Annotated in this window: 20 protein-coding genes; 5 read left to right on the forward strand and 15 right to left on the reverse strand. The window is 67.8% G+C overall.

Annotated features, from left to right (window positions below; all coding sequences use genetic code 11):
- Positions 1-6: 6 nt before the first annotated feature.
- The 7 genes from BME24068_RS08815 to BME24068_RS08845 all read right to left on the reverse strand — a co-directional run bounded on the left by BME24068_RS08815 (position 7) and on the right by BME24068_RS08845 (position 8,538).
- A complete protein-coding gene (locus BME24068_RS08815) occupies positions 7-1,821 on the reverse strand; it encodes a putative porin (RefSeq protein WP_174925814.1) in 1,815 nt (604 codons plus the stop codon).
- Positions 1,822-1,912: 91 nt separating this feature from the next.
- A complete protein-coding gene (locus BME24068_RS08820) occupies positions 1,913-2,611 on the reverse strand; it encodes an energy transducer TonB family protein (protein ID WP_096501164.1) in 699 nt (232 codons plus the stop codon).
- Positions 2,612-2,615: 4 nt separating this feature from the next.
- The gene (locus BME24068_RS08825) at positions 2,616-3,026 is read right to left on the reverse strand and encodes an ExbD/TolR family protein (RefSeq protein ID WP_017329012.1); all 411 of its coding nucleotides are present in this window, start codon (positions 3,024-3,026) and stop codon (positions 2,616-2,618) included.
- A 19-nt stretch (positions 3,027-3,045) separates the two neighbouring features.
- Positions 3,046-4,842 (reverse strand): DUF2341 domain-containing protein, encoded by a 1,797-nt coding sequence (locus BME24068_RS08830; RefSeq protein ID WP_174925815.1) that lies wholly within the window; start codon positions 4,840-4,842, stop codon positions 3,046-3,048.
- 67 nt (positions 4,843-4,909) lie between these two features.
- A complete protein-coding gene (locus tag BME24068_RS08835; protein ID WP_239008106.1) occupies positions 4,910-6,565 on the reverse strand; it encodes a ShlB/FhaC/HecB family hemolysin secretion/activation protein in 1,656 nt (551 codons plus the stop codon).
- A gap of 153 nt (positions 6,566-6,718) precedes the next feature.
- On the reverse strand, positions 6,719-7,366 hold the full coding sequence (gene cysC, locus BME24068_RS08840) for an adenylyl-sulfate kinase (RefSeq protein WP_096501166.1): 648 nt from the start codon (positions 7,364-7,366) through the stop codon (positions 6,719-6,721).
- Positions 7,363-8,538: a TIGR03032 family protein gene (locus BME24068_RS08845; protein WP_174925816.1), complete on the reverse strand. Its 1,176-nt coding sequence runs from the start codon at positions 8,536-8,538 to the stop codon at positions 7,363-7,365. Before BME24068_RS08845 ends, cysC begins: the two co-directional genes overlap by 4 nt.
- 692 nt (positions 8,539-9,230) lie before the next feature.
- Here BME24068_RS08845 and BME24068_RS08850 point away from each other — a divergent pair.
- Together BME24068_RS08850 and gspK are read left to right on the forward strand one after the other, a co-directional pair.
- Positions 9,231-9,794 carry a hypothetical protein gene (locus tag BME24068_RS08850; protein ID WP_174925817.1) on the forward strand — a complete coding sequence of 188 codons (564 nt, stop codon included), beginning with the start codon at positions 9,231-9,233 and terminating at the stop codon, positions 9,792-9,794.
- A 32-nt stretch (positions 9,795-9,826) separates the two neighbouring features.
- Positions 9,827-10,822, forward strand: a complete 996-nt coding sequence (gspK, locus tag BME24068_RS08855; RefSeq protein ID WP_174925818.1) for a type II secretion system minor pseudopilin GspK — start codon at positions 9,827-9,829, stop codon at positions 10,820-10,822.
- Positions 10,823-10,893: 71 nt separating this feature from the next.
- Here the strand turns inward: gspK and BME24068_RS08860 are convergent, their stop codons facing one another.
- Positions 10,894-12,540: a type II toxin-antitoxin system Phd/YefM family antitoxin gene (locus BME24068_RS08860; protein ID WP_174925938.1), complete on the reverse strand. Its 1,647-nt coding sequence runs from the start codon at positions 12,538-12,540 to the stop codon at positions 10,894-10,896.
- A 152-nt stretch (positions 12,541-12,692) separates the two neighbouring features.
- On the opposite strand from BME24068_RS08860, the gene BME24068_RS08865 reads away from it, so the two are divergent.
- Positions 12,693-13,517 carry a hypothetical protein gene (locus BME24068_RS08865; RefSeq protein WP_096501523.1) on the forward strand — a complete coding sequence of 275 codons (825 nt, stop codon included), beginning with the start codon at positions 12,693-12,695 and terminating at the stop codon, positions 13,515-13,517.
- A gap of 229 nt (positions 13,518-13,746) precedes the next feature.
- Here BME24068_RS08865 and BME24068_RS08870 read toward each other — a convergent pair whose 3' ends face one another.
- The 6 genes from BME24068_RS08870 to gspG all read right to left on the reverse strand — a co-directional run bounded on the left by BME24068_RS08870 (position 13,747) and on the right by gspG (position 17,715).
- A complete protein-coding gene (locus tag BME24068_RS08870) occupies positions 13,747-13,998 on the reverse strand; it encodes a FecR/PupR family sigma factor regulator (protein ID WP_239007794.1) in 252 nt (83 codons plus the stop codon).
- Positions 13,999-14,252: 254 nt separating this feature from the next.
- Complete coding sequence (locus BME24068_RS08875; protein WP_096501176.1) at positions 14,253-15,248, reverse strand: FecR family protein; 996 nt, start codon at positions 15,246-15,248, stop codon at positions 14,253-14,255.
- Between the two features lie 11 nt (positions 15,249-15,259).
- A complete protein-coding gene (locus tag BME24068_RS08880; protein WP_174925820.1) occupies positions 15,260-15,808 on the reverse strand; it encodes an RNA polymerase sigma factor in 549 nt (182 codons plus the stop codon).
- Between the two features lie 3 nt (positions 15,809-15,811).
- Positions 15,812-16,552 carry a secretin and TonB N-terminal domain-containing protein gene (locus BME24068_RS08885; RefSeq protein ID WP_174925821.1) on the reverse strand — a complete coding sequence of 247 codons (741 nt, stop codon included), beginning with the start codon at positions 16,550-16,552 and terminating at the stop codon, positions 15,812-15,814.
- Between the two features lie 166 nt (positions 16,553-16,718).
- Positions 16,719-17,225, reverse strand: a complete 507-nt coding sequence (locus BME24068_RS08890) for a GspH/FimT family pseudopilin (RefSeq protein WP_239007793.1) — start codon at positions 17,223-17,225, stop codon at positions 16,719-16,721.
- Positions 17,226-17,229: 4 nt separating this feature from the next.
- Positions 17,230-17,715 (reverse strand): type II secretion system major pseudopilin GspG, encoded by a 486-nt coding sequence (gene gspG / locus BME24068_RS08895; RefSeq protein WP_096501525.1) that lies wholly within the window; start codon positions 17,713-17,715, stop codon positions 17,230-17,232.
- 64 nt (positions 17,716-17,779) lie between these two features.
- Here gspG and BME24068_RS08900 point away from each other — a divergent pair, with 64 nt between their 5' ends.
- Positions 17,780-18,226: a type II secretion system protein N gene (locus BME24068_RS08900; protein WP_174925822.1), complete on the forward strand. Its 447-nt coding sequence runs from the start codon at positions 17,780-17,782 to the stop codon at positions 18,224-18,226.
- An 8-nt stretch (positions 18,227-18,234) separates the two neighbouring features.
- On the opposite strand, the gene gspF is transcribed toward BME24068_RS08900, so the two are convergent.
- Entirely contained in the window at positions 18,235-19,452 is a 1,218-nt protein-coding gene (gene gspF, locus BME24068_RS08905) for a type II secretion system inner membrane protein GspF (protein ID WP_174925823.1), read from the reverse strand.
- Positions 19,453-20,117: 665 nt separating this feature from the next.
- Between gspF and BME24068_RS08910 the strand changes: the two genes are divergently transcribed.
- The gene (locus BME24068_RS08910; protein ID WP_174925824.1) at positions 20,118-21,437 is read left to right on the forward strand and encodes a substrate-binding domain-containing protein; all 1,320 of its coding nucleotides are present in this window, start codon (positions 20,118-20,120) and stop codon (positions 21,435-21,437) included.
- The last annotated feature ends 52 nt before the right edge of the window (positions 21,438-21,489 follow it).

Consider the following 21,489-nt stretch of genomic DNA (forward strand, 5'->3'; position numbering starts at 1 on the left):
CTCCGGTCAGAAGCGTGCATTGAGCTCGAGCTGCAGCACGTCGATCGACACCGGCGGCCCGTACACTTCCTTCGAGCTCAGGTAGCGCGCCGACACCCACGTGTCGCGCGCGACCGCATACGCGGCGCCGAGCACGTAGCCGCGCGCGTTGGTGCCGCCAAGATGGAAGTCCGGATCGTTGAACGCGTCGAGCACGGCGTCCGGCTGCAGGTACTTGTATGCAACCGAGAAATTCCACTGGCCCTTCTCGCGCAGCTCCGGCTCGCCGATCGTCGCCTTCGCGAGGAAACCGTTCGGGCCGCTGCGATAATCCGCGCGCGTCGCGTTGATCGACGTCGATTCGTAGTTGTTGACCGGCAGCGACGCCGCCGCGAACGCCTTGTTGTCGTTGTACGCGAGGTTGCGCACGTACTCGCCGTCGAGCCTCAGCTTGAAGCGGTCGGCGACGACGGTGTCCCACTGCGCCTTCAGGTCGAGCAGCCGGTAGTTGTACGCGAGCCCGAACAGTTGCGGCTGCGGCGTCATCCCCGGCGCGAGTTGCGGGTTCTGCACGATGTTGCGCAGCGCGATCAGCGTGTTGCCGCCCTGCATGAAGGTGGGCGCCTCGTTGTCGGTGCTGCAGCTCGTCGGGCCTTGCCCCAGCGCGCACGGTGACGACAGCGTGCCGCGCATGTTCTGGAAGTCGTAATAAGCGACGGCACCCTTCAGGCGGTTCTTCGCGTCGATCTTCCATTCCGCGCCGAACTGCGCGCCGAACATCCACTTCGTGTCGCTGCCGGCCTTGTCGGTGCTGTCGGACGGGAAGTTCTCGCTCGTGTACTGGATCGGGAACACGCCGAGCGTGCCGAACAGCGTGACGTCCGGATTCCACGGCAGTGCATGCCGCAGGTTCGCGGCGAACCCGTCCATCATCAGGTCGTCGGCGAATACCAGATCCGACTTGAAGAACGGGTTGTCGAAACGGCCGGCCGTCAGGTTCAGCCACGGCGCCGCCCGGTACGCGAAGAACGCCTTGTTCAGCCAGATGTTCTTCTTCCCCCAGCCGCCGCCGGCCGTCCCCGTGGTGGAAACCGGGCCGTTGTCGTTGCCGCTCGCGAGCTGGAGGCCGGCGATCATGTCGTCGGACAGCGTCGCCGTCACGCCGAGCCGCGCGCGGTAGCGCAGCAGGTTGTTGCGGTTCTGCGTGGTGTTCTGGGTCGGGATCTGCGTCAGGTTGGTGTTCGAGTTCACGTCGAACCCGCCGCCCTGGTTGATCGCCGCGAAGTTCGTCACGCCATTCGTATTGCGACTGCCGTAGAAGTGATATTCGTCACGCACGCGCATGTCGCCGTCGATCTTGATGCGCGACACCCAGTCGGGGAACGTGTTCGGCTGCGCCCAGTTCTCGGACTTCGCCTGCGCGATCACTTCCTGCTTCACCTGGTCGCGGATCTGGTCGCGCACCACCTGCGGCACGTACGGCACGGCGACGTCGCCCGGCTGCGTCGTCGGGTTGACCATGCCGCCCGCCGCCACCACCGGCGCGCCCGATGCACGCGCGGCACGGGCCTGCGTGGCCTCGGTGCGCGCCTCGCTGATCAGCTCGCTCGCGTTCTGCTGCGTGAGCACGCCGCGCTTCACGAGCAGGTTGATCAGGTTGATCACCACGCTCTCGGTCGGCGCGGCCTTGCCCGTCGCCGCCTGCGTCTCGAGCGATTGCCCGTGAGCGGCCGACGCGCACGTCAGCCCGAGCGTCAGCACCGCCGCGCCGACGCGCGACAGACGCGTGGGCAGCGCGCCGTTGCGGGGCACCCCGCCCCGTCCGTTCATCTTCTGCATCATCGAAGGACTCCGAACACTTTCCGTTTCTTTTTCGGCGACATCCGTGCGACGGATGCCGCCCCATGATTGATTCGCTTTTCACGCGCGCCCGTCATGCCGGCTTGCGCCCCTGCAACCTGACAAGCACCGGATACGCGGTCGCGGGCGGCGGCGCCTCGTCGACCTTGCCGAGCGATTCCACCGCCGTGACGACCGCCGCATCGAGCTTCGCGTCGCCCGTCGACTGCGCGACCGTCACCTTCGTGATGCGCCCGGACGCGTCCATCCACAGGTTCAGGCTGCCCGTGAAGCGCGCGCCGCCCGCCTCCTGAACGCCCTTGTCCTGCTCGATCGCGCGCTGCAGCACGTACACCATGTATTGCGCGTAGCTCGCGTTGCCGAACTTGCCGCCGCCACCGCTGCCGACCATCCCCGAGCCGTCGCCCGCGCCGATGTTGAAGCTGTCGGTGCCGGCCTGCGCGGGCGCGTTCATCGTCATCTGCTTCGGCTGGTTGTCCGACGGCTTCGGCGCCTCGGACGGCTTCGGCGCGATCGTCGGCCTGTCGACCGGCGTCTTGACCTCTTCCTTCACCTTCTCGGGCGGCGGCTTCTGCGGAGGGGGCGGCGGGGGCGGCGGCAGCGGAATCACCGTCGTCACCTGCGGCGCGCTCGCGCGCTTCACGCCGGCCGTGTCGCCCGCGTAATGCCAGATCAGCGCGGCGAGCCCCACGAGCGCCAGCGCGATCGCGACCGGCTTCACGTAGCGGCGGGGGCCCTTCTGCGGCGGGCCGCCGTTGTAGGTCATTTCCATCGCGTCAGCCGCCCTGCTTCGCCTTGCCGGTCACCAGGCCGACCTGCGACAGGTCGAGGCGCCGCAGCAGGTCGAGCACGTCCATGACCCTCTGGTACTGCACGGCCGCATCGCCCTTCAGCACGATCGGGAATTCCGGATTGGTCGCCTTCTCGGTACGCAGCCGGCTTTCGAGCTCGTCCATCGTCACCGGATACGCGTCGAGGAAGATCTGCCCCGAATCGGCCACCGTGATCGCCTTCGTCTTCGGCTTCGCGAGGCTCGCGGACGAGCTCGCCTTCGGCAGATCGACCTTGATGCCCTGCACCGATGCGGTCGTCATGATGATGAAGATGATCAGCAGCACGTACGCGAGGTCGAGCATCGGCGTGATGTTGATGTCGTCGTACGGCTTGTCGTCGTCCTGAACCTGCATGGTGATCTCCTGCGTGCGTTCAGTCGGCCAGCACCGCGTGATCCGGCGCGCGGTGCGCTTCGGCGAGGCGGGTGACGAATTCGTCGACGAACACCTGCATGTTCGCGGTCACGTTCTTGTTGCGGATCAGCAGGTAGTTGTAGCCGAACAGCGCGGGAATCGCGACGAACAGGCCCGTGACGGTCGCCAGCAGCGCGGCCGCGATACCCGGCGCGATCGCGTTCACGTTCACGTCGCCGGCCGCGGCGATCGCCGCGAACGTGATCATCACGCCGACCACCGTGCCGAGCAGGCCGAGGAACGGTCCGCCCGAGATCGCGATCGTCAGCAGTACCATCGACTTCGACAGCCGCTGGTTCTCGCGCACGAGCGTCGCGTCCATCGACGCGCGGATCGCCTCGATCGACTCGCTCGTGATCACCGTGCGGCCATTGCCGTCCACGCGGCTGTGGATTTCGTGCACGCCGGCCTTGTACAACCGGTACAGCGACGACTGGTAGAGGCGCCGCCCTTCGGCGCTGCCTTCATCGACATGCGCGAGGCCGACCAGGTGACGCCCGGCCACTTCGCGAAAACGCTGCACGAAATACTGGTTCGCCTTGTCGACGGTGCCGACGTAGCGCGCCTTCGTCCACATCACGATCCATGACACGACCGCCATCGCGAGCAGGATCGTGATCACGACCCACGCATCGACCGTTACCGACTGCACGATCACGCCGAAGTAGCCGAAGCCGAAGCCCGACTGCTTCTCGTCGGCGCCGTATGCGACGAGCTTCGATTCCGAACCCTGTGCGAGCGCATCGACCGCGATCACGGCCGGCGAACGCGCGATCTTCGACAGGCGCAACTCGTCGAGCGCACCCGTGTAGCCTGCTAGCGCCGCCGGCGCGCCGGCGGCATCCGCGCCGACCGTCGCAACGCCATTCAGCGCGGGCAGCGTCGCCGCGACCTGCGCGGCCTGCTTGCCGTTCACGTAGACGGTCAGGTTCTTGCCGTCGGCCGTCACCGCGAGATACGTCCACTGGTTCGCGGCGAGCGGCGACGCGGCCGGCGTGCGGACCGGCGCAGCGCCGCCCTGCACTTCGGCGAACGGCCCGCCGTTGTCGAGGCCGATCAGCAACGCGTTCGTGCCGTCGCGGCGCCCGTAGAGCAGCGTGTTCGGCGCAAGCGCCGCCGGCTTTACCCACGCACTGAACGTGAAGCTGCCGCCGGCCGGCACATTCAGCGACGGGCTCGCCGGCAGCGTCAGCGACGCATTGCCGTCGAAGCGCGCGCCCTTGCCGACGATGCCGTCCTCGATCGTGCGGAACGTCGCGTTCTGCGCGTTGTTGCCGTACGCGGTCATGTCCTTCGGCGGTGCGCCGGCCGCGCCGTTGAAGTGATAGACAAGCGTATAGTCCGCATCGAAGGTTTCAGCCGGCTTGCCGCCGTCGGGCGCCTTCTTGTTGCCGTAGTACATCCAGATCGATTCGGCCCCGCCCGCCGGCAGCTTCGGCACGTCGACCCAGACCAGCGCGACGCCGAGCACCGGATCGTATTGCTCGATGTGGTAATTCAGCGGCGTCTTGTCGTCCGCTGCGACGAAGCGGATGTCCGCGCCGTTGTCGGCCAGCCCGTCGAACTGGAAGTTGCCCGAGTGCAGGCGGATCAGCAGCGGCACGCGGCCGGCCGACTCCGCGAGGTTTGCGCCTTTCGGGCTCGTGTCGATCGTGATCGACTTCCGGTATGACCAGTCGTTCTGCCACCACGCGTTCGCGATGCCGGGCAACACGCCGAGCATCACCGCCAACAGGAAAAACAAGACTCGCTTCACGATCCACTCCCCGAATGTGCGGGCGCTTCGCACGTTGCATCGCCCCCGCACGATCAAAAAAAATCCGTCAGAACCCCAGCCGCACGTAGAAATCGAAACGCGGGCTGTACTGCCGCGTATAGACGCCCGCCTTCAGCGGCCAGCCGGCCTCGAAATCCGCGCTGGCGTACTTCATGATCTGCAACCGCGTACCGAAGCCGACGCTCATCAGGTTGAAGCGCGACGTCTGCTCCGCCAGCGGGCTCAGCAGCCACAGGTGCGCCGCGTCGAAGAACGCATGGAAGCGCCATTCGTTCACGCCGCTGCCCACCGCGCCGCCCAGCCACTTCGACAGCGACGGGCTGCGCAGCTCGAGCGATGCGATCACGCCGCTGTCGGCCGTGTCCTCCGCCTGCATGTAGCCGCGCACGCTGTTCATCCCGCCCGCCGCGAACTGCTCGCTCGACACCAGCGGCGAATTCGAGATCTGCGCGCTCACGTGGCCGTTGGCCTGCATGTCGTTGGCGAAGCGCTGCGTGTGATTGACGTCGAACTTGCCGTACACGAAATCGGGCGTCGCGTCGTAGCGCTTGCTGTCCCATGCGCCCCAGTCGCTGCCGAGGCCGCGGATGTTGGTGGTCAGCGACGCGGAGAACGACGTCTGCGAGTTCTTCAGGCTCAACTGGCCGTTGTACGAGAACGTCACCGGCACATAGGTCAGCGGTGCGGTGGACGTCTGGCCCACCATGCTCACGTTCTCGTCGTAGTGCTTGCGGTCGATCTCGATGCTGACCGAGTGCGCATAGGTATCCGACGCCGGCAGCGCATAGATCGCGGTGAAGCCGTAGGTCGTGCCCTTGCCGAGCACGTTGGTGCCGCCGACCGACGCGACGTTGCTGTCCGAATGCACGACCGTCGCGAGGAAGCTCCAGCGCGAATCCTTGATCGGCGCGAGATACGAGAACGCGTAGACCCGTGCATCGTTCGGATGCTGCGGCGCGATCACGTAGGTGCCGGAAATCACGTGGCCGAGCTGCCAGAGGTTCGAATAGCTGAGGCTCGCGCTCGTGCGCAGCGTCGACGTGCCGGGGCTGTTGTCGTTGTTCAGCTCGAGCGTGCCGTGCAGCGGGCTGTGATCGTCGACCTTGAGATCCACATCGACCGTCTGCGGCATCGCGCCGGGCTTGAGCACCGGAATCACCTGGCGATCGGCCGAACGGTTCAGGTCGGCGAGCTGCTGCTGCGCCTGGTTGAAATCGGGCACCTTGCCTTCGGCGAGCGCGGGCACCGCATCGCGGATATTCTGCGGCGAGTTGTATTGCGCGCCGTCGACGCGCAACCGGCCGACTTTCGCCTCGGTCACCTGCAGCAGGATCACGCCGTTCTTCACCTGCTGCTGCGGCAGTTCGACGACGACCGATTGATAGCCGCGATCCTGGTACGCCTTCTGCAATGCATCGCGCGCGGCGTTGACGTCGGCGAGCGTACGGCCGGGGCCTTCGAACGGATACACCGCCTTCTCGATCTCGAGCGTCGGCAGCATGGTGTTGCCGCGCACCACGAAGGCATTCAAGTCGAACGTCTGCGGCGCCGCCGGGGCCGCCTTCGCGGCCGGTGCCGCGGCGGCCTCCTGCGCACGGACGCCCGGCGCGAGGCTCAGCCCTCCGACCAGCGCGGCGCCGGCCAGGCATCGGCATTTCAGCCGCCACGGTTCGCGTGACTTGCGGTCTACTCTCGGCGGCATGCGCCATTCCCCTTTGTTGTTCCGGATCGCAGCGGCGCCGAACAGCCTCCGCTGCCGGCTCCGCTATCAAATGCCTGTTTCACTTTTATGACGATTGATTCGCCATCCTTATCATGTTCCGCGCGATGCTTTTCTCTTTCCGTCTCTTCCCGCTCAGTCGTAGCGCACCGTCGCCGGCCACACGTCGGCCGCACATCCGAACTGCACGCACGCGTATCGCAGCAGCGTATCGACGCACGACTCGATCGATACGCGGCCGGTATCGATCGCGAGATCCGCATCGACCGGCGGCTCATACGGCGCCGACACGCCGGTGAACTCTTTCAGCACGCCACGCCGCGCCTTTTCGTACAGCCCTTTCGGGTCGCGCGCCTCGCAGCAGGCCAGCGACGTGCTCACATATATTTCCCGAAACGCGGCGCCGACGATCGCCCGCGCTTCATCGCGCATCGCCGCGAGCGGCGAAATGACCGCGACGATCGCAACCGCCCCGGCTTCGCTCGTCAGCGCCGCGACTTCCGCGATGCGACGCACGTTCTCGAAGCGGTCGCGCACCGTGAAGCCGAGATCGCGGTTCAGCCCTGCGCGCAACCGGTCGCCGTCGAGCACCATCGCATGCGTCCGCCGCTGGTGCAGCCGTATCGCGAGCGCATCGGCCAGCGTCGTCTTGCCTGCTCCCGACAATCCCGTGAGCCACAGCACGCCGCCCGGGCGCTTCGTCGACGCGCCGCGCGCCCCATGCGTCGTGTCTACCGATAAGGACGTAACGACATCGGAAAACCCGCAACGATCGATGCTCATTGTTTCGATCCGCTCGTGTTCGCGGGCTCGTCGTCCTCGCGCGGCCGCGTCTGCCAGAAGCCGCCCTGCATCGTCACGATCGACGGCGTCTCGGCCCACTGGGGCGGGCTGAGGATTTCGGCACGCCGCACGTTCGGCAGCACCTGCACGTCGAAAATCTCGTCGACCCCGTTGAAGAACTGCAGGATGCCGAGCACGTCGCCGCTGTTCGCGTCGAGCGCGGCGACGCCGGCAATCAGCGCATCGGCCTCGCGTTCGATCGGCAGCCCCTGCGGCCCGCGCTTGTCGCGCAGCTTCGACAGTCCGACGAACAGCACGCCGCCGTATTCCGCGAGGCCGTGCGTGAAGCCCGGCAGCGTCGCGAGCACGCGCCGCGCACCCGATTGCGGATCGATCTGCAGCACGTGACCACGGCCGCCTTCGAGCACGTGCAGGCGGCCGCCGATCACGCGCGGCGAATGCGGCATCGACAGGCCCGATGCGACAATGCGGCCGGACGGCACTTCCATCACGATGCCGCCGTCGGCCATCCCGCCCCGCCAGCCGAACGGCGCATCGCTCATCCCGAGCGCGGTCGCGAAGCGCACCTTGCCGTCGCTGAACGCCATGCCGTTCAGGTGACAGCGATCGTCCGGCCGCGTCTCGGTCACGAACGGCGGCTGCCAGATCGGCGTGAAATTGAAATAGCCGTCGATCACGCTGATGCACGAATAGCGCGTGTTGACCGCGAGCACGACGTGCTTGTCGAACGCCATGTCGTGCAGGTCGAGATCGCCGGTGTAGTAGGAAAGACGCGGCACGAACATCGCGTCGTAATGATCGGGGCGGCCCGGATAGAGCGGCGCGAGCGTCGACACGTTCGCGAACACCATCAGCTCGTGCATCGTCGCGACCGCGAGCCGGTTGCCCGACACGGCCATCCCCATCGAGCGCGGCAACAGGCACGCGGACAGCGTGGGCACGCCGCCGTCGACGCCGATCACGGCCACGCCGGACGGGCGACGGCTGACGGCCAGCGAGCACTTGAGCGCGTCGAGCACCTGCAGAAAGCGCCCCGTATCGCGCAGATTGATGACGGGCGCCAGCGCTTCCGCTTCGCGTGCCGATGCGTCGTGCTGCGCCGCTCCGCCGTCGGCGGCCGGCCGGGTCTTCTCGAACTGTTCCACTGTCATGCACCTGTCGGCTTCACGCCGCCTGATGAGAAAAATGCGCATCTCCGCGTTCGCCCGCCCGCCGACCCGACGCCTGCGCGTCGGTCGCGAACGGGGCCGCGTGCGGCGCACCAAGTCGCAGCTCCCACCTACCTAGACGGAACGAAGCGCGCATTGCCGCAAGAATTTTTTGCGACACGTCGACCGATCTGCCACCACGGGCAAACGGTCGACGCGAACGGCCCGCGGGTTGCCTCGCCGGTGCACCGGCATCGTGCGACCGGTGGAATGCGGGCTGCAATGCGTGCGCAATCGACGGCCCGCGCGATTCGCGCGAGCACTGCGCATGACCCAGTGTGGCCCCCGTTTCGTGTGCGTGCCGTCGCCCGGCCGAGTTGCGGCTCTTCAGCATCCCGTACTTGCGCGCGGGCCGCCGGCAAACGTGTCGCCGCGTCGCGAGGCCGGCGTGCGCAAACCGCGCCCTGCCCGCGTACGGCCCGACAATCGTCGGGTTTCAACCGGGAAGTTTTCGTGACATTCCGCTGAAGATATTCACGAAACACACGCATAACCGGCACGAGACCGTTTACGTGCGCCGGTTGTGCGCCGCGGCAGCGCGGCAACGCACCGGCCGCGCGAAATCCTGCGGCTTGCGGCGGGACGATTCGTCCTAGCTATGGAGAAGAGAAGAAACGTCAACGACAGGACAACCCATGTCATTCGCCACGATGCTCGTACGGTGGCTCGCCGGGCGGCTGTCCGGCACCTCCGCCGCCCCGGAGCGGCTGCTGCCGCCCGTCGCCTATGCCGCGCCGAATCGCCCGCTGCGCTGGCGCGCGCCCTGGCTCGCGTGGCAGTTGCTGTCGTGGGCCGTGCTCACGCTGGTCGCGCCGCCGATCTGGACGATCGGCACGCTGCTGCTGATCAATTCGTCGAGCGACCAGCCGCTGTTCTGGGGACTCGTGATGGCGATCGTGCCCATCGCCCACGGCGCCGCGATCGTCGCGACGAACCAGCGGCACCACCGCACGCCGTTCACGCGACGCTCGACGGTTGCGCTGCACATGTTCGCGATCGCGATGGCCGTCGACTGCGCGCTGTTCGTCCTGCTGCTGTGGCGCTCGCACGCGATCGCCGGCCTCGTCGGCCCGCTCGCGGCCGACGGCATGCGGCCCGCATCGCTCGCATTCTGGGTCGCGGGGCTCGCCGCGATGTTCGGCGTCACGTCATCCGCGCATGCGAGCATCGCGCATGCGTGGCTGGCGTTCGAAACCTGAGCGCGTCGCGCCGACACTGCGGGGGCACGCGGATGCATCGACACGGAAGCGGATGGACGGCACGCGCGCGGCGCGAACGCGGAATCGCGATCGTGACGGTGCTGCTCGTCGTCGCGCTGGCGGCCACGCTCGCGGCCAGCGTGCTGTGGCGCCAGCAGATCGCGACGCGCGACGTCGAGAACCAGCGGCTCGCGACGCAAACGATGTGGGTCGAGCGCGCCGCGGTCGAATGGGCACGCGCGACGCTGCGCGCGCAGGCCGCGACGTCGAACGTCACGTTCGTCGGCCAGACCTGGTCGGCGCCGATCGCCGACATGCAGCTCTCCGACCTGCTGCCGCCCGAAGCCGCTGCGGTCAACGCCGAGCTGTCGCGTGCGTGGATCTCGGGCAGCGTCGAGGATGCGCAGGCGCGCTTCAACCTGATGAACCTCGTGTCACGCATCGCGCCCGGCAAGCCGTACCAGGCGAACGGCGAAGGCGTGCGCGCGTACCGGCGGCTGCTCGGCGAACTGTCGCTCGCCCCCGCGCTCGCGCAGCAAACGGCCGACTACATGCTGAACTCGCTGCGCGATGCGAACGGCCCGGGCGGCTGGCCGCTGCAGCTCGTGTCCGTCGACGATCTCGCGCGCATTCCCGGCTACGACGCGCATGCGATCGACGCGCTCGCGCCGTTCGTGACGGTACTGCCCGACCTCACGGTCGTCAACGCGAACACGGCGGCCGAACCCGTGCTCATGGCCGCGATTCCGACGCTGTCGCAGAGCCAGGCGAAACGGCTCGTCGACCGGCGCGCCACCGCGTATTTCGTCAGCACCGGCGACATCGCCGAATACCTTCTGCCCGCGCAGGGCGGCAGCCCGACGCTGCCCGACGGGTCGGCGGTCGGCGTCAGCAGCGGCTATTTCATCGTGCACTGCCGCGTGCATTCGGCACGAATCAACGCACGCGTCGACACGCTGATCGCGCGCTACGGCAGCGGAAATTTCGCGTGGACGTCGGTGATCTGGGTGCGGCGGCTGACGAGTTGAGGCGGGAGGCAGGAGGCGGGAGGCGGCAGGTGCACGAGCCGGCAACACGGTTGCCGGCCCGCCACCTTGAATCACCAATTCAGCGACGTTTCACTCAACCCGACCGACCGCGCGCCCTGCGACGCCGCCGCATCGAACGACAGCCGCGTGAGGCTCGTCTCGCGTACTTCGCCGAGCAGCCGGTTCCAGTCGTCGATCGACACGAGCAGCGCGATCGGCCGGTTGTACTTGGTGACCATCACGAGCGCCTCGCCCGCGTGCCGCAGCGCCTTCGACGGATTGCTGCTGAAGTCGCGCGTCGCCATCGCGATCGTGCGCAGGCTGAACACGTTCGCGGCCGGATCGTCGCCGTCGTCGTGCAGCAGGCGTTCGAGCGTCGCCGCGCGCAGCAGCGCCTGCGACTTCGTCGACAGCCGGTTGTCGCGCCGCCGGCGCCGCTCGCTGCGCGGATCGACGTGCACCGCGAGCATCCGCACGATCTGGCCGAGCGTCGTCGCGGGCAGCTGGTCGTAGCGTTGCCACCAGTCGGGCGGCAGCGCGATCATCATCCCCGCATAAGTGGCCTCGACGCCGTCGGCGATCAGCGCCGGCAGGCGCTCGGCGTCGCGCGCGTCGAGATCGAGCGCACCGCCGACGACATGCGTCATCACGCTGAACACGTTGTACGCGAACGCCTCGATCCCGCTCGCCAGCAGCGCCGCGCGCGCGGGCACGCCGCCGAACGGCGCGCCGCCCGGCCCGGGCTCGAGCGGCAACGGCAGCGCGTCGCGCCAGCGCCGGCACGACAGCTGCACGACCTGCGGCGCGTCGAACTGCGCGGCCGGCAGGTCGGTGAGCAGCGTGACCGGTTCGCCCGGTTCGCCATCCGCAGAGATGCGACGCCATTCGATCCGCCGGAACGCGCCCGACACGCCGCCGTCGCCCACCATGCCGACCGGTTGCTCGAACACCTGCCCTTCGCCGAGCATGCCTGCACCCAGCCAGTCGCCGAGCGGCCGGCACGCGGCCGAGCGACCGTATTCGCGCATCACGAACGCGCCGCCGCGACGCGGCCAGCCCGACAGGATCGCGTCCGTATCGAAGCGGCCGTCGACGATCCACAGCTCGCCCGGCCGGACCGTTTCGAGCAGCGCACCGACGAACGCGCGCTCGTGCGAACGGCCGCGCTCGTACGGCAGCAGGTCGACGATCATCCCGAGATCCGGATCGTAGACCGGCAATACGCGCGCGCCGCCGCCCGTCGCATTGCGCACGGATTCGTCGCACGCGCGTCCGCAGCCGCAACCGCCGGCCCGCGGCGCACACGCATCGTCCGCGCCGTCCAGCACGCGCAGCCGCATTCCGTCGAACGCGCGGGCACGCCCGTCGGTACGCACCATCGCGACGGGCAGCAGCAGCTCCACGCTGTCCTTCACGAGCGCGCGCCCCCAGCCGGCCCGCCAGCGGCTCATGCCGTCGTGCAGCGCCGTCACGGCCGCGCCGGCGCCCGGCGGGGCCCCACCGATCGCCTCCGGCCTCCGCTGCCGCACGGCAATCGCCGCGATCGCGTCGACGGCAAGCGCGAACAGCGCCTCGCGGATCGATTCGCCGTCGGGCTCGTCGTCGATGTCCGTGGCGGCTTCGATCCAGTCGTCATGCAGCGCGCACTGCAGCACGAGCCGCGTCATGATCGTCATCGGGCTTTGCTCGACAAAGCGTTCCACGATCGTGCGCATCATCGGGTCACCCCACACTGTCTGGTTGAGCATGCGCCGCGCCGTGCGCGCACTTGACGGAGCGCTTTCGACGCCGCAGCATCGTGAGCGACCGGATGCGCCCGACGACGCGCCGTCGCGGCGGTCCGCCCGCAATCGATGCACGAGGCACCGGCATGTACGTAGATCCACGCGTGGCGCACGGCCGCGCCCGTTTCGACCTGAGCCGCTCGCCGCGCCTGCTCGCCGACGCGCGCCGCTGGGAGATCAGCGACGTCGTCACGCGCGGCATCGACGATTTCGCCGGCGTGCGCAACCGCCGCAACCTGCTGCGGCTGTTCGAGCGCCAGATCGCGCCGAAGCTCGCGCGCCTCGGGCTCGATCCATACGTCGGCACGCTCGGCCAGGCCGAAGGATTGTTCGTCAACTTCGCGACGATGAGCGCCGAGCACGGCCTGCGCGAATTCCAGCTGCAGCTGACGGTGCCCGATCTCGTGCTGCGCAGCTTCGCGTCGAACGTGATCCGGCCGCACGCGGTCGCGCGCTGCATGCAGCGCAACGGCGTGATGTCGCTGACGGAAATCGAGCACGAAACGAATGTCGCGTTCGTCGTGGCGCGCGTGATGCGCTCGCTCGCGCTGGCCGAGCACTGGCAGCAGATCGGCGTGCCGACGCCGCACGGGCTGTTCGTCGGCACGCTGACCGACGCACGCGACGTCGCGATGAATACCTACTTCCGGCCCGGCGACAACGACCGGCCGTCGCGCTGGAGCGGCTTCGCGGAATGCTTCTCCGCGATGCCCGACTGGCGCCCGGAACAGGTCAGGCACGGCGGCGATCTGCTGCAATGGATGGTCAACCATATCGTGGCCCTGCAAGAATCCGCACCGTTCTTCGAACGCTTTCCCTTTCTGCGCGAACCGCTGCGCGACAGCGGCGATCCGCTCGACGCCGCATGGCGCAGCGCGCGCGCCGGCATGCGGGACGAATCGTCGCCCTGACAAACGGGGCGCGTTCGATACACGTGCGGCACACCCTGCCCCGCGGCAATCCGGAAGGCGGTTGCTCCCGCCCCCCGGTTCCGCCCCACGGCCCCCTCGCTCTCTCATATACAAGGTCGAAGCAGGCCCGGTTAACCCGCAGACTTTCTTGCGACGCTCACCGCACCCGAGCATGTAAACGATTCCGGCGCGCCCCGGTTCCAGGCGCTCCGGCCCGCGGCGCGACGCATCAATGCGTGCGCGGCGGCTCGCCCGGCTCCTGGCGCCCGACCGTCTCCAGCACCGCCCACATCCAGATCAGTTCGCGGACGGTGCGCGCATGCTCGTCGCTTTGCGCGCGCCAGCGCCGGAACGCGTCGAATTCGCGCGCCGTCGTATCGCCCGTGCGCAGCCACAGCAGCCAGCGCACCGCGCCCTCGCGGATCGTGTCGGCGCGCGCGTTCGCGTCGCCGGAATCCGCATTCCGTTGCGATTCGTTCATGATCACGCCACCGCCCGAAGCTCCCTCGACACCCATCCCCCGCACCGCGCGTCGCCGCGCGGCCGGGGCGCTTGCCACCCACGCCTCGGGCCCGACGACGCTCCACCCGGCGGTCGCGAACGACTGCCCGGCGTTTGCCGGCCCTCATTGATCAGGTCGTAACGAAGGGCCTTAACCCGCAGTGCACGGGCGGCCCGAGGCGACGCGAACGGGTCGCCTGCCGGAGGAGGATGAGGGAGAGCGGGGAAAGCCGGTCAGCTCAGCAATACGATATTGCCGGGCAGACGTGTGATGTGCGCGCCATACAGGCGGCCGACCATGTCGATCACGTCGTCGAGCCGCGTGATCGGAAACTGTGCCTGCATCCGGTTCGTGCCGAGCGCGGCACGCCGCAGGATGACCCTGCCCGGGCGATAGCGGTTGATTTCGTCGATGACGTCCGACAGCGGCACGCCGTTGAACACCAGCATCCCGCGCCGCCATGCGCTGATCGCGCCCGGATCGACGCGCGACACGGGCTGCACGCCGCGATCGTCGTAGATCACCTGATCGTCGGCCTTCAGCGTGCGCGCGCCGCGCGGATGCGTGAGCGCGACCGTGCCCGACAGGCAGGTCACGCACACCTGCGACCCGGTACGCCGCACGTTGAAGCGCGCGACCGTCGCCTGCATGCGGCCGTCGCCCGCAACCACGGTCACGGGCTGGATCGGCGTCGCGCGGCCGGCGGGCGGCGTGGCCGCATCGATCTCCGCCTCGCCGGCGACGACTTCGACACCGTGCGCGGCATCGCTCGCCGGCAACATGTCGACGCGTGTCTGTGTGTTCATCGCCACCGTCACGCGCGACGACAGCGCGACGCTGCGCTGCTCGCCGGTGCCCGTGCGGTAATCGGCGGCCAGATCGCCGAGCGACGGCCACAACTGCAGCGGCGGCCGCACCGCGAGCCACGACGCACCCGCCGCCACCGCAAAGCCGATGAACGCGCGCCGGCCCGTGCGCATCGAGCGCTCGCGCCTCGCAACGTCCGCCCAGGCCGCGGCCGTGCGTTCTTCATGCGCGAGTTCGGCCGCCGCCGCGCGCAGCGAGCCCCAGGTGTCGCGCAGCAGCGCGGCCGCCTGCGGACGATCGGCGCACCAGCGCTCGAACGCGTCGGCCTCCGCCTGGCTCGCGTCGCCCGAGCGCAGACGCAGCAGCCACGCGCTCGCTTCGTCGAGTGCGTCGTGGGCGGGTTCGGCCTGGGCTTTCGTCATCGTCCGAGTACTCAAAATTTACGCGGCCCGCCTCGCGAGCCCGCGTACGCATCGCCGTCTTCCTGCATGCGCTGCAGGCAGTACTTCATCGCCGCGCTCAGTTCGCTTTCGACGAGCCGCAGCGAAATGCCGAACTGCTCGGCGATCTCGCGGTTCAGCAGACCGTCCACGCGGGCGGCCAGCAGGATCGCGCGGCGCCGCGACGGCAGGCCGCGCAGCACGTCCTTCAGCGTATCGACCTTGCGGCGCGCCGCGACGATACGCTCGGGGTCGGCCAGTTCATCGGGCGTATCGAGCAGCGTCTCGACATCGTCGTCGTGCAGATGGCGGCGCTCCCGGCGATGCTGGTCGATCGCGACATTGTTCGCCATCCCGAGTATATAGGCGTCGGCGTTCGTCACCTGCGTGGATACGTTCGCGTTCTCGAGGCGCAGCCAGGTCTCGTGCAGCGCGTCGGCCGCGCCGTCCTTCGAGCCCGTCACGCGTTCGAGACGCCTGACCAGATACGCGTAGCGCGTCGCCAGCAGCTTCCTGAGCCCGATGCGAGTGGTGTCGGACACGGTCTAGCCTCGCGACGCTGTCGGCGGGCAGCGAAAATGCACGCCGTTGCCGGCCGGCCGCAACAGGATCGTGACCGGCTGCGGCAGGTCCGCCGGCGGCGCATCGTCCAGCTTCAGCGCGCGCAGCGCGTGCATCACCGCCGCGTCGCGGGCGGCCGAACCGCTCGATGCCACCATGTTGACCGCCACCACCGCCCCCCTGTTGTCGATGCGCACCTGCGCGACGAGTCGATAGCTGCCCGGCACCGCCGCCGGCTGCGCGCACAGCGCCTCGATCAGATGCGCCTGCAGCAAGCCCGCGAACGCGCGCCGCTCGCCGGAATCGCCGATCCCGTCGATCGGCAGCGCGGCGTCCGCCGGCGTGTCGGCCGGATCGGGAACCGTCTCGGCCTCCGGCTGCGCGACGATGATCGCTTCGTCCGGCCCCGAGAATTCCGCACGCAACCCCGTTCCGGCCAGCATCCGCCCGAGCGCGTCGCGCGGGACGTAATCGCCCTGTACCGGCGCACTCGTGCGCCCGTCGAGCAACGGCGCCGGCGCCAGCACGATCAGCTCGGTCAGCCGCGCAAAATCCTGCAACGCCCTCGCGAGCGGCTGCGCGGGCAGATCGAAATGCGCGATGCTGCCCGGCGGGCGGCCTGTGGAACCGGTCTCCTGCGCCTGCAGGCCGCGCATGCACGGCACGACGAACACGAGCCACGCGACGAGCGCCAGGACACCGCTCGGCGCCCGTGAACGAGTCATGAATCCCTGGTCGGAAGTGGAGTTGCACGCTGCATGCCGGAACGCGCTCCCCCGTGAGCGGTTCCGTCGCAAGCGAACGTCAAATTGTGAACGGGCACTGTGACAGTCAGGTGAAGCGTGCAGTGGATCGAATCAATGCGGTGTGCCGCGTTCGTGCGCCGCACGCTCACGGCCGGCGCACGACGAAGTTGCCGATCCCCGTGCCGACGACCGCCATCCGCACGTCGCCCGACCACAGCGTGATCGTCACCGGCACGTCGATGCTTTCGTTGCCGAGCACGATGCGCGACGGCGCGTCGCCGCCGCCGGTGTAGCGCACCGACACGGCCGTCACCTCGGCGCCCCAGCGGCGCGCACGATACATATCGTCGGCCATCGGCGCCCACCCGCCGTTCTCCGTGCGCTGCACGAACCGGTAACCGCCGCCGACCGGCTGCCATGCGATCGGCATCGAGCGCACCTGCGCTTCGTCGCCGGCCGATTCGAGCAGGTTCGCCAGGCGCTGCGCCTCCTCGGCCAGATCCGTGCGGCGATTGCGCGACGGCGCGAGCGTCACGACCGCGACCAGCAGCCCCGCGATCACGAGCACGACGAGCATCTCGAGCAGCGTGAAGCCTGCCGCCGCGCGACGCGCCGTGCGCGGGTGGCGGATGTTTCCGTTCGGGTACGTCATGCCGTCACTGCCACGAGCCGATGTCCGCATCGTTCCCCTCGCCGCCCGGCTTGCCGTCCGCGCCGTAGCTGAACACGTCGATCGCGCCGTGCGCGCCGGGGTTCAAGTATTGATAGGGATTGCCCCATGGATCCTTCGGCAACCGCTCGAGATAGCCGCCGTCCTTCCAGTTGTTCGGCACCGGATCGGTGGCCGGCTTCTCGACCAGCGCGGTCAGCCCCTGTTCCTGAGACGGATAGCGGCCGTTATCCAGGCGATACAGGTTCAGCGACTGCATCATCGTGCCGATATCCTGCTTCGCGGCGATGCGGCGCGCTTCGTCCGGGCGGCTCATGATCTTCGGCACGATCAGGGCCGCGAGAATCCCGAGGATCGCGACCACCACCATGATTTCGATCAGCGTGAAGCCGCGTTGTGTGCGGCGATGCGCTCCCGTTCCGTCACGCGGATGACCGTCATACGACGTTCGGGTTTCGTTGGAGCCCGTCATCATGCATTCACCCTTGCATCAAAGAATGGAAAACCTCTTCTGCTCATCGCACCGGCCCGTCGCCATGAAATCGTTCGACCTGCTTCGCATCGTTCCGTCCCGCGCCGATCTCGTGCCGCTCGTCGCGACGCTCGTTTCCGGCGCTGCGCTCGTCGCCGTCTCGCTGTGGGCCGTGCGCGTGCTGAGCGCGCCCGACGCGCCGGTGCAGACCAACATCGCACCGCGCGCACCGTTCGACGTCAGCGCCGGCGCGCAGCTGTTCGGCGCGAAACCCGACGACAGCCGCGACACGATCCAGCTGCTCGGTGTGCTCGCGCTCGATGCACGCCGCGCGGCAGCGATCGTCAGCATCGGCGGCGAGGCGTCGCGCGTCGTGTCGCTGGGCGCGGCGATCGGCGAGGCCGCGACACTCGCCGAAGTGCGCGCACGCTCGATCGTCGTCGACCGCCGCGGCCTGCAACGCGAGATCGCGCTGCCCGCCACGGATAAGGCCAACGCCTACGTGCGCTGAACCGCGCATCACTGCACCATGTTGTTCAGCTCGATGATCGGCATCATCACCGCCAGCACGATCACGAGCACCACGCCGCCCATCGCGAGGATCAGCAGCGGTTCGAGCAGGCTCGTCAGGAACATCGTGCGACGCTCCAGTTCGCGCGATTCGCCTTCGGATGCGCGGTCGAGCATCGTCGTCACGTCGCCGGTCGCCTCGCCCGAGCGAATCAGGTGCACCAGCACCGGCGGAAACGTCTTCGTATGGGCCAGCGCGCGTGACAACGCCGAGCCTTCGCGCACGCGCACGATCGCATCGTCGACGTTGTCGCGCATCGCGCGGTTCGACAGCGTTTCGCCGGCCGCCTGCAACGCGCGCAGGATCGGCACGCCGGCCGCGGTGAGGATGCCGAGCGTGCTCGCGAAGCGCACCGTGTTGTAGCCGCGCACGAGCTTGCCCGCGAGCGGCGCGGTGAGCAGCCACCTGTCGAACCTGAGCCGCGGCGCATCGCGCGACAGCACCTTGCGGATCGCATAGACGAGCGCGGCCATCGCCGCGAGCGACGCCCACCACCAGTGCCGTACGAACTCCGACAGCGCGAGCATCACGACCGTCAACGTCGGCAGTTGCTGCTTCGTGCTGGTGAACACGTTCGCCACTTGCGGCACCACGTAGCTCAACAGGAACGTGACGATGCCGAACGCGATCAGCGTGACGATGCCCGGATAGGTGAACGCGAGCAGGATCTTCTGTTTCAGCGCGTTGCTTTGTTCGATGTAGTCGGCCAGGCGCGACAGCACGATGCCGAGCTTGCCCGTGTGTTCGCCGGCCGCGACGAGCGCGCGATAGATCTCCGGGAAATCGCGCGGATGCTGGCTCAGCGCGTTCGCGAACGAATGGCCGCCGACCACTTCCGCGCGAATCGATGCCATCAGCTCGCGCAGGTAGTCGCGCTCGGCCTGCTCGCTCAGCACCGACAGCGATTCGTCGAGCGGCAGCCCCGCGACCAGCAGGCTCGCGAGCTGGCGCGTGATGATCGCCTGCTCGCGCTGCGACAGCTTGCGGCCGAGCGACAGGCGCTGGTGACGCTCGCCGTGCAGACGCTGCGCGGCCAGCTCGACGACGAGCGGCGTCAGGCCCTGCGTGCGCAACTGGCTGCGCCCCGAACGCGCACTGTCTGCTTCGAGCACGCCCTTCAGCGTGCGGCCGGTGGGATCGATCGCTTCGTAGCGGAATGCCGACATGCCGGTGTTCTCCTGTCACGGGTGCGACTGCTTTCCATGACGTCGCGCAGCATGCCGGACGGAGTCGCCGGGGAAGACTACGGAGCGAACCGGCGCAAATTTGTGACGGATGTTGGGCTACCTTTTTGGCGGGTCTTATTACTGGGCCGTGGTTTCTTTATATCTTAAAAACGATTTCATCTTTATCGACAGTTTTTAATCCCTCGCACATTAACAACAAGAGGCAACGCCGCCCTCATCCATTTAAACCATTTCCCGCTCGATGGCGGAAATACATCGCATGAGGGAATATTCATCGGCGCCCGGAATGTTCCGTAACATCCGCCACGAAACCGTCTTGAAACTACGATATCGCCGCTCGGGCTCGCTGGCGGCGTTGATGGCCCGCACCAAGTCTCGTGCACGCTTCAGCTCTCGGCCCGTCGGCGCTTCCCTCACCCGAATCACAATATCCGAACTTCCTGCCTGCGCGGAATAACACGCCAATCCACGCTTTATCAATCCGGATAACGCAATGGCTTATTCAATAAAAATGTTCCGTACCATTCGTTATGAAAAATTCACACGCATCATTCGGATTTCCCCCTACATTTATCCGGCGGTCCATAAGTATTCCAACCGCAGTAGCAGGGGTTCCCGTTTATCTTCGTCCAAGGAAATTTCTCATGAAATCCAGCAAGCGCAAGATCTGTCAAGTCCTCGCTCTCGTTGTTTCCGGTCTGGGCGCCACGGCCGCAATGGCCGCGGACATCCACGGCGGCGGTTCGTCGCTCGTTGCTCCGACCATCGGCGCGATCGGCAACACCGCGACCGAAATCGGCCTGTTCGGCACCGCCGAAGGCTCGTTCACGTACTACTCGGTTGGCTCGGGTGCCGGCCAGAACGCGTTCCTGGGCAACCAGCCGACGTACTTCGGCGCAGGTGTCACCGGCACGGTCCACTTCGCGAACAGCGATGCGGCCCTGCTGGCTGCGCAAATCACGTCGTACAAAGCAGGCCTCGGCGCGACCAACGGCCCGCTGATCCAGATCCCGTACATCGTCACGCCGATCACGGTGCCGCTCGTCAACGGCCCTGCCGTGACGAGCACGACGACCCCGCAAACGACGCCGGGGCAAGCGCATAGCGTTGCGTTGAACGACGACGATCTCTGCGGAATCTTCTCGGGTCGTATCACCGACTGGGCCGGCACGGGCGCCACCCACGCCAACCCCGTCATCAACCCGCAAACCGGTTCGGCGTACACGACGACCAGCACGCCGATCAAGGTCATCTACCGTACGGACGGCAGCGGCACGACCGAACTGCTGACCCGCCACCTGGCAGCCGTCTGCTCGACCACCAATACGGCTTCGGGCGTGACGTTCGTCGATTCGCTGACGTTCACGGATTCGTTCCCGGGCGGCGTCGTGCCGTCCAACTTCACCGGCGCTTCGGGAAGCGGCGGCGTGCGCAATGCGCTGTCGTCCTCCACCGGCGCTGCCGTTGCATACCTGAGCCCGGACTACACGAACACGTTCCTGGCGCCGAAGAGCACGGTCGTGACGTCGGCCGGCGCGCTGCAACTGCCGGTGGCCAGCCTCGTGAACGCGAAGAACAGCACGTACTACGCACCGACGTACGCGAATGCTTCGACGGCACTCGGTACAGTCACGCCGCCGGCGCTCAAGGCCGCCGCCTCGGATCCTTCGAAATGGGTGCCGGCCGCCGGCAACCCGGCGTCGGGCTACCCGGTTTCCGGCACCAGCCAGATCATCCTGAGCCAGTGCTACAAGGACGCGACCGTCAAGACTGCCGTTCACGACTTCCTGAACAACCACTTCACGAACGCCAGCTTCGCGTCGATCGTTCACGGCAATGGCTTCGACACGGTTCCGTCGAACTTCCAGACGGCCATCTCGAACGACTTCCTGAGCAACGCGAGCACGTGGAACCTCGATATCGGTAACGCGAGCGTCTGCACGGGCACGGTGGTCGGTCGTTAAGTCGTCGACACGCTGACTACAGAGATCCAGATCGCTGCGCCCCTGGGATACC

It is taken from the genome of Burkholderia anthina (assembly GCF_902498995.1).
In the GTDB taxonomy this organism is placed as follows: Bacteria; Pseudomonadota; Gammaproteobacteria; order Burkholderiales; family Burkholderiaceae; genus Burkholderia; species Burkholderia anthina.

Coding starts and splice junctions, on each gene's coding strand:
- BME24068_RS08910 (WP_174925824.1), top strand. CDS start 20,118: ATGAAATCCAGCAAGCGCAAGATCTGTCAAGTCCTCGCTCTCGTTGTT.
- BME24068_RS08885 (WP_174925821.1), bottom strand. CDS start 16,552: ATGACTCGTTCACGGGCGCCGAGCGGTGTCCTGGCGCTCGTCGCGTGG.
- BME24068_RS08820 (WP_096501164.1), bottom strand. CDS start 2,611: ATGGAAATGACCTACAACGGCGGCCCGCCGCAGAAGGGCCCCCGCCGC.
- BME24068_RS08860 (WP_174925938.1), bottom strand. CDS start 12,540: ATGATGCGCACGATCGTGGAACGCTTTGTCGAGCAAAGCCCGATGACG.
- BME24068_RS08890 (WP_239007793.1), bottom strand. CDS start 17,225: ATGACGTACCCGAACGGAAACATCCGCCACCCGCGCACGGCGCGTCGC.
- BME24068_RS08845 (WP_174925816.1), bottom strand. CDS start 8,538: ATGACAGTGGAACAGTTCGAGAAGACCCGGCCGGCCGCCGACGGCGGA.
- gspG (WP_096501525.1), bottom strand. CDS start 17,715: ATGACGGGCTCCAACGAAACCCGAACGTCGTATGACGGTCATCCGCGT.
- gspF (WP_174925823.1), bottom strand. CDS start 19,452: ATGTCGGCATTCCGCTACGAAGCGATCGATCCCACCGGCCGCACGCTG.
- BME24068_RS08900 (WP_174925822.1), top strand. CDS start 17,780: ATGAAATCGTTCGACCTGCTTCGCATCGTTCCGTCCCGCGCCGATCTC.
- BME24068_RS08875 (WP_096501176.1), bottom strand. CDS start 15,248: ATGACGAAAGCCCAGGCCGAACCCGCCCACGACGCACTCGACGAAGCG.
- BME24068_RS08870 (WP_239007794.1), bottom strand. CDS start 13,998: ATGAACGAATCGCAACGGAATGCGGATTCCGGCGACGCGAACGCGCGC.
- BME24068_RS08815 (WP_174925814.1), bottom strand. CDS start 1,821: ATGATGCAGAAGATGAACGGACGGGGCGGGGTGCCCCGCAACGGCGCG.
- BME24068_RS08825 (WP_017329012.1), bottom strand. CDS start 3,026: ATGCAGGTTCAGGACGACGACAAGCCGTACGACGACATCAACATCACG.
- BME24068_RS08850 (WP_174925817.1), top strand. CDS start 9,231: ATGTCATTCGCCACGATGCTCGTACGGTGGCTCGCCGGGCGGCTGTCC.
- cysC (WP_096501166.1), bottom strand. CDS start 7,366: ATGAGCATCGATCGTTGCGGGTTTTCCGATGTCGTTACGTCCTTATCG.
- gspK (WP_174925818.1), top strand. CDS start 9,827: ATGCATCGACACGGAAGCGGATGGACGGCACGCGCGCGGCGCGAACGC.
- BME24068_RS08865 (WP_096501523.1), top strand. CDS start 12,693: ATGTACGTAGATCCACGCGTGGCGCACGGCCGCGCCCGTTTCGACCTG.
- BME24068_RS08835 (WP_239008106.1), bottom strand. CDS start 6,565: ATGCCGCCGAGAGTAGACCGCAAGTCACGCGAACCGTGGCGGCTGAAA.